General features: G+C 62.3%; 6 protein-coding genes. All 6 read left to right on the forward strand.

All coding sequences use genetic code 11. The annotated features are described in order from the left end of the window. Nucleotides 1-25 precede the first annotated feature (25 nt). The 6 genes from N1937_RS18910 to glgB all read left to right on the forward strand — a co-directional run bounded on the left by N1937_RS18910 (nt 26) and on the right by glgB (nt 12,976). Nucleotides 26-3,352, forward strand: a complete 3,327-nt coding sequence (locus tag N1937_RS18910) for a transglutaminase family protein (protein ID WP_162116957.1) — start codon at nt 26-28, stop codon at nt 3,350-3,352. Nucleotides 3,353-3,379: 27 nt separating this feature from the next. Next, complete coding sequence (locus tag N1937_RS18915) at nt 3,380-5,797, forward strand: circularly permuted type 2 ATP-grasp protein (protein ID WP_017967886.1); 2,418 nt, start codon at nt 3,380-3,382, stop codon at nt 5,795-5,797. Further along, the gene (locus tag N1937_RS18920) at nt 5,794-6,681 is read left to right on the forward strand and encodes a transglutaminase family protein (RefSeq protein WP_260056741.1); all 888 of its coding nucleotides are present in this window, start codon (nt 5,794-5,796) and stop codon (nt 6,679-6,681) included. The genes N1937_RS18915 and N1937_RS18920 overlap by 4 nt, the downstream gene beginning before the upstream one ends. A 117-nt stretch (nt 6,682-6,798) precedes the next feature. Beyond that, nucleotides 6,799-8,034 (forward strand): pilus assembly protein, encoded by a 1,236-nt coding sequence (locus N1937_RS18925; protein WP_260056742.1) that lies wholly within the window; start codon nt 6,799-6,801, stop codon nt 8,032-8,034. A gap of 275 nt (nt 8,035-8,309) precedes the next feature. Continuing rightward, nucleotides 8,310-10,772 carry a glycogen/starch/alpha-glucan phosphorylase gene (locus N1937_RS18930; RefSeq protein ID WP_017967889.1) on the forward strand — a complete coding sequence of 821 codons (2,463 nt, stop codon included), beginning with the start codon at nt 8,310-8,312 and terminating at the stop codon, nt 10,770-10,772. After that, entirely contained in the window at nt 10,769-12,976 is a 2,208-nt protein-coding gene (gene glgB / locus N1937_RS18935) for a 1,4-alpha-glucan branching protein GlgB (protein WP_017967890.1), read from the forward strand. The genes N1937_RS18930 and glgB overlap by 4 nt, the downstream gene beginning before the upstream one ends. Nucleotides 12,977-12,990: the final 14 nt, after the last annotated feature.

A 12,990-nucleotide genomic window follows, 5' to 3' on the forward strand; every position in this document is an offset into this window, starting at 1 on the left:
ATGCGAGCCGGATAAAAAGAGAAATATGTCGATCAAAGCCAGCATCTATCATCTGACGCATTACACCTATGACAAGCCGGTCCGCCTCGGCCCACAGATCATCCGGCTGAAACCTGCCTCGCATTCGAAGACACGGGTGCTCAGCCACTCGCTGAAGGTCACGCCCGCCAACCATTTCGTCAACCTGCAGCAGGATCCTTACGGCAACTACCTTGCCCGCTACGTCTTCCCGGACCCGGTGACGGAGTTCAAGATCGAGGTCGATCTCGTCGCCGACATGACGGTCTACAATCCCTTCGACTTCTTCGTTGAGGAAGAGGCAACCAAGTGGCCCTTCGGATACCCTGAAACAATCCAGGAGGATCTGTCGATCTACATGACGCCGGAGCCGGCCGGTCCGCGCCTGAAGGCGCTGCTGCCGACGCTCGACTGGTCGCCCGATCAGCCGACGGTCGATATGATCGTCGGCCTGAATGCCCGTCTGCAGCGGCAGATCGGCTATGTCATCCGCATGGAAACCGGCGTGCAGACGCCGGAAGAAACGCTGGAAACCGCCAAAGGCTCCTGCCGCGACACCAGCTGGCTGCTCGTCCAGATCCTTCGCCATCTCGGCCTCGCCGCCCGCTTCGTCTCCGGTTACCTCATCCAGCTGACGCCGGACCTGAAGGCGCTCGACGGCCCCTCCGGTACCGAAGTCGATTTCACCGACCTGCATGCCTGGGCGGAGGTCTATCTGCCCGGCGCCGGCTGGGTCGGCCTCGATCCGACGTCCGGCCTGCTGACCGGCGAAAGCCACATCCCGCTTGCCGCCACGCCGCATTACCGCAACGCCGCGCCGATTTCCGGCGGTTATTTCGGCGAGGCCGAAACCGAGTTCGCCTTCGACATGAAGGTCTCGCGCGTCGCCGAGCACCCGCGCATCACCAAGCCCTTTTCCGATGAAAGCTGGGAGGAGCTCAACGAACTCGGCGAGAAGGTCGACCGCGTCCTCGAGGCCGAGGACGTGCATCTGACGATGGGCGGCGAACCGACCTTCGTTTCGATCGACGATTTCCAGTCCGAGGAGTGGAACACCGCCGCCGTCGGCCCGACCAAGCGCGAAAAGGCCGACATCCTGATCCGCAAACTGCACGAACGCTTCGCCCCCGGCGGTTTCCTGCACTATGGCCAGGGCAAATGGTATCCGGGCGAAAGCCTGCCGCGCTGGACCTTCTCGCTTTACTGGCGCCGCGACGGCAAGCCGGTTTGGCAGAACCTCGATCTGGTCGCCGCCGAAGGCAAGGATACCGGCGTCAAAGCCGAGGATGCTGAAAAGCTCCTGACGGCAATCGCAAAGGAGCTGGCGATCAAGCCCGATATGGTGCAGCCGGCCTATGAGGATCCCGCTGACTGGATCATCAAGGAAGGCAGCCTTCCCGAAAATGTCGATCCGTCGAATTCGAAGCTGAAGGATCCCGAGGAGCGCAGCCGTATCGCCCGCGTCTTCGCCCGCGGCCTCACGACCCCGACCGGTTACGTCCTTCCGGTTCAGGCATGGAACGCCAAGGCAGCCGAAACACGGGTCTGGGTCAGCGAGAAATGGCGCACCCGCCGCGGCAAGATCTTCCTCGTCCCGGGCGACAGTCCGATCGGATACCGCCTGCCGCTCGGCACGCTGCCCTATGTCCCCCCGGCGCGTTACCCCTATATCCACCCCGCCGATCCGACGATCCCGCGGGGACCGCTGCCTGACGTCTTCGTACCGGCCGGTCGGGCCATGCCGGAAGCCTCCTTCCATGCCGACGAGAGCAATCGCGGCCGGATCGAACAGACACTCGGCGAGCTTCGCGGCGCCGTACGCACCGCCATGTCGGTTGAGCCGCGCGACGGCAGGCTCTGTATCTTCATGCCGCCGGTGGAGCGCATCGAGGATTATCTCGAGCTGATCGCCGCCGCCGAAAACGCCGCCGCCGAGCTCAAGCTTCCCGTCCATATCGAAGGCTATCCGCCGCCGCAGGACGAGCGCATCAACGTCATCCGCGTCGCCCCGGATCCCGGCGTCATCGAGGTCAACATCCATCCGGCCTCCAACTGGAAGGACTGCGTCGACATCACCACGGCGATCTACGAGGAGGCGCGCGCCACCCGGCTCGGCGCCGACAAGTTCATGATCGATGGTCGCCATACCGGCACCGGCGGCGGCAACCATGTCGTCGTCGGCAGCGCCAATCCGAACAACAGCCCCTTCCTGCGCCGTCCCGATCTCTTAAAGAGCGTCGTCCTCCACTGGCAGCGTCACCCCGCGCTCTCCTATCTCTTCTCCGGCATGTTCATCGGCCCGACCAGCCAGGCGCCGCGTATCGACGAGGCTCGTCACGACAGCCTCTACGAGCTGGAGATCGCCATGGCGCAGATCGGAGCCCCCGGCCGTGGCCAGCAACCGCTGCCCTGGCTCGTCGACCGCCTGTTCCGCAATCTTCTGACCGACGTCACCGGCAACACCCACCGCGCCGAGATCTGCATCGACAAGCTGTTCTCGCCCGACGGCCCGACAGGACGGCTCGGCCTCATCGAGTTCCGCGGTTTCGAGATGCCGCCGAACGCGCGCATGTCGCTTGCCCAGCAATTGCTGGTGCGCGCGCTGATCGCCCGTTTCTGGGTCAATCCGGTCGACGGCAAGTTCGTCCGCTGGGGCACGACCCTGCACGACCGTTTCATGCTGCCGCATTTCGTCTGGGCCGACTTCCTCGACGTGCTCGCCGATCTTCGCGAAAACGGCTTCGACGTCAGCCCGGAATGGTTCAAGGCCCAGCTCGAATTTCGCTTCCCCTTCTGCGGCGAGGTCGAATACGAGGGCTCGAAGCTGGAACTGCGTCAGGCGCTGGAGCCCTGGCATGTCATGGGCGAGGAAGGCGCGCCGGGCGGCACCGCCCGCTACGTCGACAGCTCCGTCGAACGCCTGCAGGTGCGGCTCGAAACCAACAACACCTCGCGTTATACCGTCACCTGCAATGGCCGCACCCTGCCACTGGCGCCGACCGGCACATCGGGCGTGTCGGTCGCCGGCGTCCGCTACAAGGCGTGGCAGCCGGCGTCGGGCCTGCATCCCGTCCTGCCGATCAACACACCTTTGACTTTTGACATTTATGATACATGGTCGAAACGTTCGATCGGCGGCTGCATCTATCATGTTGCCCATCCGGGTGGCCGGACCTATGACACCTTCCCGGTCAACGGTAACGAGGCGGAAGCAAGACGGCTCACCCGGTTCGAGCCGTGGGGGCATACGGCGGGCGGATACATTCCGCGCGTCGAGACGGGTTCGCCGGAATTTCCGCTGACGCTGGATCTGAGGCGGCCCGCCGGGGTTTGAGGCCGAGGGTTTGAGGCTTAGGTTTTGATGGGCAAGAAGCCGGCAGTGGAGCGCAGGGAAGAGGCAGAGGACCGCATCGCCAAGAATGCGGCCTTCGACTATGCGCCGCATCCCGATACCGCCGATGAGATGGTCGACAATGACGGCGCCGTCCGCCCCGTCTGGCAAAATTTCCTCTCGCATCTGAGCGCAATGCCGGAAAAGGATCTCGCCGAGCGTTTCGCCCGCGCCGATCGCTACCTCCGTGATGCCGGCGTCTTCTATCGCGCCTATGGCAGCAAGGGCACCGGCGAGCGAGCCTGGCCGATCTCGCATATCCCCGTGCTGATCGACGAACGCGAATGGCAGACGCTGTCGGCGGGCCTCGTCCAGCGCGCCGATCTGCTGGAAGCGATCATCGCCGATATCTACGGCGACAACCGGCTGGTGGAGGAGGGTTTCCTGCCGCCGGCACTGATCGCCGCCAATCCCGAATTCCAGCGCCCGCTCGCCGGCATCAAGCCGGCATCCGGCCATTATCTGCATTTCTGCGCCTTCGAAATCGGCCGCGGGCCTGACGGCAACTGGTGGGTGCTGGCCGACAGGACGCAGGCTCCCTCAGGCGCTGGTTTCGCGCTGGAAAGCCGCGTCGCGACGACCCGTGCCTTCTCGGATATCTATGCCGAAACCCCGGTCCATCGCCTCGCCTCCTTCTTCGGCGCCTTCCGCGACGCGCTACAGGGTATGAAACATTCGGGCGACGACCGCATCGCCGTACTGACACCCGGCCCCGCCAATGAGACCTACTACGAACACGCCTACATCGCCCGCTATCTCGGCTTCATGCTGCTCGAGGGCGAGGATCTGACCGTCGTCAAGGGCCGTGTCATGGTGCGCACCGTCGCCGGCTTGAAGCCGATCGGCGTGCTCTGGCGCCGTCTCGATTCGGCGTTTGCCGACCCGCTGGAGTTGAACCAAAATTCGCATATCGGCACGCCCGGCCTCGTGGAAGCGCTGCGCGCCGAAAGCCTCACCATCGTCAATGCGCTCGGCACCGGTATTCTTGAAACCCGGGCGCTTCTCGCCTTCATGCCGACCATCTGTCACCATCTGCTTGGCGAGGATCTGCATTTGCCCTCGATCGCTACCTGGTGGTGCGGTCAGGAGGAAGAGCGCGAGCACGTGGCAAAAAACATCGAAAAGATGGTCATCGGCCCTGCCTATTCCCGTGCCCCCTTCTTCGACGATAACGGCGAATCCGTGCTCGGCTCATCGCTGCGCGCGGCTGCCAAGGATTCGATCACCGACTGGCTGAGTTCGGACGGCCCGAAGCTCGTCGGCCAGGAGGTCGTCACGCTGTCGACCACACCCGCCTGGGTGGACGGCAAGCTCGTGCCGCGGCCGATGTCGCTGCGCGTCTTCGCCGCGCGCACCGCAAACGGCTGGCAGATCATGCCCGGCGGTTTTGCCCGCATCGGCTCCGGCGCCGATGTCGCGGCGATCGCCATGCAGTCCGGCGGTGCGGCCGCCGATGTCTGGATCGTCAGTGACAAACCGGTCGAGCGCCACACGCTGCTGCCCGCCGAAGGCAGCTTCACCCGCAACATGCCGGGCAGCCTGCCGAGTCGGGCGGCCGACAACCTGTTCTGGCTCGGCCGCTACATCGAGCGCGCCGAAGGGGCGCTGCGCATCCTGCGCGCCTGGCATGCACGTTACGCCGAAGCTGCCGATCCGAGCCAGCCGCTGCTCGCCGATGTCTCCGACTATCTCACGGCCGTCGATATCGATACTGCCGACGCCGTGCCGGAAACGCTGCTGCGCAACATCGACAGCGCCGTTTATTCGGCCAGCAACATCCGCGACCGTTTCTCGCCGGACGGCTGGCTGGCGCTCAACGATCTCGCCAAGACCGCCCGCCGCTTCCACGTCACCGTCGCCGCCGGTGACGATGCCAGCCACGCGATGACGATCCTCTTGCGGAAGCTTGCAGGCTTCGCCGGTCTCATGCATGAAAACATGTACCGCTTCACCGGCTGGCGGTTCCTTTCGCTCGGCCGTTATATCGAACGCGGCCTGCACATGACGCGCCTGCTCGGCCACATGTCGGGCCCGGAAGCGCCTGACGGCGCGCTCGATATGCTGCTGGAGATCGGCGACAGCGTCATGACCCATCGCCGCCGCTATAACGTCAACACCGCGCGGCTGACCGTCACCGACCTCTTGGCGCTCGACCCGCTCAACCCGCGTTCGGTTCTCTTCCAGGTGAACGAGATCCATCACGAGGTCGAACAACTGCCGAATGCCATGATCAACGGCCAGATGTCGCCCTTCTACCGCGAGGCGATGCGGCTCCATTCCGGCCTGGCGGTGATGACGCCGGAGGGGATGGGCGTCGAAGTCTATCAGCGACTGGAACGCGAATTGGAGCAACTCTCCGATCTGCTCGCCCAAACCTATCTCGGGTGACGGCCGTGCTCTACGATCTCTCCCTCCACATGGGTTACAGCTACGACGCGCCGGCCTCCGGCGCCCGCCACATCATGCGCCTGATGCCGCTGTCGCTCACCAATCGGCAGCGGCTGATCGCCGGCTCGATCACCATTTCGCCCTCGCCGGACGAGCAGTCGCATTTCGTCGATTTCTTCCATCACCCCACCACCTCCTTCCTGCTGCGCGCGCCGCACGAGACGCTCGACATTCGCATGCAGGCCCGGGTGCAGGTGGAAAGCCAGCCGATCGCCGCCGATTTCTCGCCGCTGCTTGCCGACCTGCCGGAGGAGATATCAGGCATGTGGTCGCTGGCGGCGGATTCGCCGCACCATTTCCTCGGTGACAGCCCGCGCCTCACCGAAGCGCGCGAGATCGCCGACTATGCGCGAAGCTGCGCCACGCCTGATCTGACGGCCATGCAGATCGCTCATGCGCTCTGCGCCCGCATCAACAAGGATTTCACCTACGACCCGGAGGCGACGACGGTGGACACCACGCCGCTCGAGGCGTTCAAGCTGAAGCGCGGCGTCTGCCAGGATTTCACCCATGTGATGATCCAGGCTCTCAGAAGCCTCGGCATTCCGGCCGGCTACGTCTCCGGCTTCCTGCGCACGATCCCGCCACCCGGCAAGGAACGGCTGGAAGGGGCGGACGCCATGCATGCCTGGGTGCGCATCTGGTGCGGCGAGACGATCGGCTGGATCGAACTGGACCCGACCAACAACATTCCCGCCGGCATGGACCACATCGTCGTCGCCTACGGCCGGGACTACTCCGATGTCGTCCCCGTCATCGGCGTCTTGAAGAGCTATGGCGGCCACCGCGCCGTCCAGGCGGTCGACGTCATTCCGCTGAAATAATCCCAAAATTGGAAAAATCCGACGATTCGTTAAAATTGTATTGACGCCGTAAGGACGGCGGAAAGGAGAGCGTGCCCAATATCACCTCGACAGGGCCTCCATACACGGGTGAACATGATGAGCACCTCCTTTTTGCATCCCTGCCTGCGTCGCATGCTTGGCGACCGTGGCGGTAATTTCGGTATAATGACGGCAATTGTACTGCCCGTCCTTTTTGGGGCTGCCGGCATGGCGATCCAGGTGGGCGATATATTGCTCTCGAAACAGCAGTTGCAGGAAGCCGCCGATTCGGCCGCGCTGGCAACCGCGACCGCCCTGGCAAACGGCACGATCCAAACCTCGCAGGCCGAAGCCTTTGCGCGGGATTTCGTGGCGGGGCAGATGGCGAATTACCTGCAAAGCGGAACCGATATCAAGAGCACGACGGCCGTCAATGTCCAGGCAACGACATCGGGCAAATCGACATCGTACCAGGTTACGGTTTCGCCGAGTTACGACTTCACGGTCAATCCGCTCATGCAGGCGGTTGGCTTCAAGACGCAGCATCTCTCGACCTCCGGCACGACGATCGGCGGTCACTCACAGACCCAGGGCTCCATCTCGATGTATCTCGCTCTCGATAAGTCGGGATCGATGGGAGAGAACACAGCGACTGTCAACGTGGCTTCGCCAACGGAACCCTACACCTACGACTGCAACCCCCACTTGAACGGAAATGGCACTAAGGTGGTCTACGACAAATGCACCGGCAGTCGCACGAATTATTACACCAAAATAGAGGCGCTGAAGCTCGCCGCCGGCAACCTCTTTGGTCAGCTCAATAGCGCCGATCCCAATGCCGAATATGTACGCACAGGCGCGGTATCTTACGATATCGTTCAATATCCAGCCAGCAGTCTCGCCTGGGGGACTGCCGGTGTCTCAAGCTATGTCAATGCGCTTCAGGCAAGTGGCGGCACGAACTCCAGCGGCGCAATGGCCACAGCCTACTCGTCTTTAACTGCCAAGAACGCGGCCGGGAACGACGCCGAAGACGCCGCCCACAAGCAGAAGAGCGGGCAGGTGCCCAAAAAATACATCGTCTTCATGACCGACGGCGATAATAATAACGACGCGTCTAACGGCCGCTCATACGACACGCTGACCAAGGCGACATGCGACACGGCGAAGTCCAAGGGCATCGAAATCTATACGATTGCCTTCATGGCACCCTCGGGCGGGCAGGCGCTGCTGCATTATTGCGCCTCCGATGACGCGCATTATTTCCAGGCGGAAAAGATGGAAGACCTGCTTGCCGCCTTCAAGGCGATCGGAGCGAAGGCTTCCGCGCAGCTGACGCGTCTGACGAACTGACGATCGGTCCCCTCGAAAAGCCGAACAAAAAGCCGCTCCGGAACAAACAGGAGCGGCTTTTCGTTATCGCTATCCCACCCATCTGATCGGGAAAAGCGATTGAAATCAACCCCTCGACCCCCGTGAATGTGAAGGTTTCGCAAATTTTTCGTTTGTCCAAATCCTTTGTTGCAAGTGCTTAGTAACGATGCATAAACTGTCGGCTGCGCAAGCGACAAATTGATTGAATCAGGCATAACATCCTGAAACAAAATTAAAATTGGCGAGACCTGACGATGAACACTGTTTCCAAGCCGATCATCCCCTCCCCCGCCCCTCGCAGTTCAAGGCCGGAAATTCTCGCTGAAGAAATCATTGAACGTCTGACCTACCGCATCGGCAAGGATGCCAAGGTGGCAAAGCCGCATGACTGGCTGACGGCGACGATCCTGGTGGTGCGCGACCGCATCATCGACAGGTGGATGGCGTCCACCCGCGAGGTTTATGCGACCGGCGCCAAGCGCGTCTATTATCTTTCACTCGAATTCCTGATCGGCCGCCTGATGCGCGACGCCGTCTCCAACCTTGGCCTGATGGAGGAGGTGCGCGATGCGCTCGCTTCGCTCGGCGTCGATGTCAACGTCATCGCCGGCCTGGAGCCGGATGCCGCACTCGGCAACGGCGGCCTCGGCCGCCTGGCTGCCTGTTTCATGGAGAGCATGGCGACGGTCGACGTTCCAGCCTATGGCTACGGCATCCGCTATGTCCACGGGCTCTTTCGCCAGCAGCTGGCCGACGGCTGGCAGGTCGAACTGCCGGAAAATTGGCTCGCCCATGGCAATCCCTGGGAATTCGAGCGCCGCGAAAGCTCCTATGAAATCGGCTTCGGCGGCGCCGTCGAATTCATCACCACCCATGACGACCAGCCACGCTACGTCTGGAAACCAGCCGAGCGCGTCATTGCCGCCGCCTTCGATACGCCGGCCGTCGGCTGGCGCGGCAAGCGCGTCAACACGCTGCGCCTCTGGTCGGCGCAACCGATCGATCCGATCCTGCTCGATGCCTTCAACGCCGGCGACCACATCGGCGCGCTCCGCGAAAGCAACAAGGCCGAAAGCCTGACGCGGGTTCTCTATCCTGCCGACGCCACCCCGGCCGGCCAAGAGTTGCGCCTACGCCAGGAATTCTTCTTCTCGTCGGCCTCGCTGCAGGACATACTGCGCCGCCATCTGCAGCAATATGACGACTTCACCTCGCTGCCGGACAAGGTGGCGATCCAGCTGAACGACACTCACCCCGCCGTCTCGGTCGCCGAACTCGTGCGCCTGCTCTGTGACGTACACGGGATGGATTTCGACCAGGCCTGGGAAATCACCCGCCATACCTTTTCCTACACCAACCACACGCTTCTGCCCGAAGCGCTGGAAAGCTGGGCGGTGCCGCTGTTCGAGCGCCTGCTGCCGCGTCACATGCAGATTATCTATGCGATCAATGCCAAAATCCTGATCGACGCTCGCAAGGGCAAGAATTTCTCCGATGCGGAAATCCGCTCGATCTCGCTGATCGATGAAAGTGGCGATCGCCGCGTGCGCATGGGCAACCTCGCTTTTGTCGGCTCGCATTCGATCAACGGCGTCTCGGCCCTGCACACCGACCTGATGAAGGTCACGGTCTTCGCCGACCTGCACAAGCTCTATCCCAACCGCATCAACAACAAGACCAACGGCATCACGCCGCGCCGCTGGCTGCAGCAGTGCAATCCCGGTCTCACCGGCCTGATCCGCGAAGCGATCGGCGACGAATTCCTCGATGATGCCGAGAAGCTGCGTGCGCTCGACGCGCATTCCTCCGATCCGGCTTTCCAGCAGAAATTCGCGGCGGTAAAGCGCGCCAACAAGGTGGCGCTCTCCAACCTCGTCGCCAGCCGCATGGGCGTGAAGCTCGATCCGTCGGCAATGTTCGACATCCAGATCAAGCGCATCCACGAGTACAAGCGCCAACTGCTGAACATCATCGAGGCCGTGGCGCTCTACGACCAAATCCGCTCGCATCCCGAGCTCGACTGGGTGCCGCGCGTGAAACTCTTCGCGGGCAAGGCGGCGCCGAGTTACTACAATGCCAAGCTCATCATCAAGCTGATCAACGACGTCTCCCGCACGATCAACAACGACCCGTCGGTGCGCGGCCTGCTGAAGATCGTCTTCGTCCCGAACTACAATGTCTCGCTCGCCGAAGTCATGGTTCCGGCCGCCGACCTTTCCGAGCAGATCTCGACCGCCGGCATGGAAGCATCCGGCACCGGCAACATGAAGTTCGGCCTGAACGGTGCGCTGACGATCGGCACGCTCGATGGCGCCAATGTCGAGATGCGCGACAATGTCGGCGAGGACAACATCGTCATCTTCGGCCTGAAGGCCGACGAAGTGTCGAAGGTCCGCAGCGATGGCCACAATCCCCGCGCCATCATCGAAGGATCGCGCGAACTCGCTCAGGCGCTCGCCGCCATCAGCTCCGGCGTCTTCTCGCCCGATGACCGCAACCGTTACACGGCGCTGATCGACGGCATCTATTCGCACGATTGGTTCATGGTCGCCGCCGATTTCGACGCCTATGCCCAGGCCCAGCGCGAGGTCGACCAGATCTGGACCAACCAGTCCGCCTGGTACACCAAGACGATCAACAATACGGCGCGGATGGGCTGGTTCTCTTCCGACCGTACGATCAGGCAATATGCAGACGAAATCTGGAGAGCCGGATGAAAACGCCGAAAACCATCCCTGAAGTAAAGCTTTCCTGGGAAATTTCGGCAGATGAAATCACGGCGATCCTTGCCGGCTCGCATTCCAATCCCTTTGCCGTCCTAGGTGTGCACCAGGCCGGCGACGTTTTCGTCGCCCGGTGCTTCATCCCGGGCGCGGAGGAGGTGACCGCCATGACGCTCGACGGCGGCGTCATCGGCGAACTGAAACAGCTCCATGCCGACGGCGTCTTCGCCGGCCCGGTTTCCCTTACCAAACTCCAGCCGGTGCGTTACCGCGCCCGGCGCGGCGATGCCGAATGGGCTGTCACCGATCCCTACAGTTTCGGTCCGGTGCTCGGACCGATGGATGATTATTTCGCCCGCGAAGGCTCCCATCTGCGGCTGTTCGACAAGATGGGCGCCCACCTTATCAAGCATGACGGCGCCCAAGGCATCCATTTCGCCGTCTGGGCGCCGAATGCGCAGCGCGTCTCCGTCGTCGGTGATTTCAATAATTGGGACGGCCGTCGCCACGTGATGCGCTTCCGCGCCGACAGCGGCATCTGGGAAATCTTTGCCCCTGATGTACCGATCGGCGTTGCCTACAAGTTCGAGATCCGCGGCAAGGACGGCGTATTGCTGCCGCTAAAGGCCGATCCCTTCGCGCGCCGCAGCGAGCTCCGGCCGAAGACCGCCTCTATCACCGCCGCCGAGCTGGAGCAGGAGTGGGAAGACGAAGCCCATCTGAAACACTGGCGCGAGACCGACAAGCGCCGGCAGCCGATCTCGATCTACGAGGTGCATGCCGCCTCCTGGCAGCGCCGGCAGGACGGCACGATGCTGTCCTGGGACGAGCTCGCCTCCAGCCTCATCCCCTATTGCGCCGACATGGGCTTCACCCATATCGAATTCCTGCCGATCACCGAGCATCCCTACGATCCCTCCTGGGGTTACCAGACGACCGGCCTTTACGCGCCGACCGCACGTTTCGGCGAGCCCGAGGGTTTTGCCCGTTTCGTCAACGGCTGCCACAAGGTCGGCATCGGCGTCATCCTCGACTGGGTGCCGGCGCATTTCCCGACCGACGAGCACGGCCTCGGCTGGTTCGACGGCACGGCTCTCTACGAGCACGAAGACCCGCGTAAGGGCTTCCATCCCGACTGGAGCACGGCGATCTACAATTTCGGCCGCACCGAGGTCGTTTCCTATCTCGTCAACAACGCGCTCTACTGGGCCGAAAAATTCCATCTCGACGGTCTGCGTGTCGATGCCGTCGCCTCGATGCTCTACCTTGATTATTCCCGCAAGCACGGCGAGTGGATCCCGAACGAATACGGTGGCAACGAGAACCTCGAAGCGGTCCGTTTTCTGCAGGATCTCAACATCCGCATCTATGGCAAAAATTCCAACGTGATGACCATCGCCGAGGAATCGACCTCCTGGCCGAAAGTCTCGCAGCCCGTTCATGAAGGCGGCCTCGGCTTTGGCTTCAAGTGGAACATGGGCTTCATGCACGACACGCTGAGCTACATGAGCCGCGATCCTATCTATCGCGGGCACCATCACAACGAGCTCACCTTCGGCCTGCTCTACGCCTATTCGGAAAATTTCGTCCTGCCGCTCTCGCATGACGAGGTTGTCCATGGAAAAGGCTCGCTGATCGCCAAGATGCCGGGCGACGACTGGCAGAAATTCGCCAATCTGCGCGCCTACTACGCTTATATGTGGGGCTATCCGGGCAAGAAGCTGCTGTTCATGGGCCAGGAATTCGCCCAATGGAGCGAGTGGAGCGAAGAGAAGGCACTCGACTGGAACCTGCTTCAGTATCGCATGCACGAGGGCATGCGGCGCCTGGTCCGCGATCTTAATTTCACCTATCGCAGCAAGCCGGCGCTGCATGCGCGTGACTGCGAGGGCGAAGGTTTCGAATGGCTGGTCGCCGACGACCACCAGAATTCCGTCTTTGCCTGGCTGCGCAAGGCGCCAGGCCAGAAGCCGGTCGCCGTCATCACCAATTTCACCCCCGTCTACCGCGAGAATTACTCGATCCGCCTGCCGTCCGCAGGGCGCTGGCGGGAAATCCTGAACACCGATGCCGACATCTACGGCGGCAGCGGCAAGGGCAATGGCGGGCGCGTGCAGGCCGTCGATGCCGGCGGCAACATCACCTGCTCGATTACCTTGCCGCCCTTGGCGACAATCATGCTTGAACCTGAAAATTAGTGACTGGTGGGAGG

Source organism: Rhizobium sp. WSM4643 (genome assembly GCF_025152745.1).
Lineage (GTDB): Bacteria > Pseudomonadota > Alphaproteobacteria > Rhizobiales > Rhizobiaceae > Rhizobium > Rhizobium leguminosarum_I.

Coding starts and splice junctions, on each gene's coding strand:
- N1937_RS18915 (WP_017967886.1), top strand. CDS start 3,380: ATGGGCAAGAAGCCGGCAGTGGAGCGCAGGGAAGAGGCAGAGGACCGC.
- N1937_RS18910 (WP_162116957.1), top strand. CDS start 26: ATGTCGATCAAAGCCAGCATCTATCATCTGACGCATTACACCTATGAC.
- N1937_RS18930 (WP_017967889.1), top strand. CDS start 8,310: ATGAACACTGTTTCCAAGCCGATCATCCCCTCCCCCGCCCCTCGCAGT.
- glgB (WP_017967890.1), top strand. CDS start 10,769: ATGAAAACGCCGAAAACCATCCCTGAAGTAAAGCTTTCCTGGGAAATT.
- N1937_RS18925 (WP_260056742.1), top strand. CDS start 6,799: ATGAGCACCTCCTTTTTGCATCCCTGCCTGCGTCGCATGCTTGGCGAC.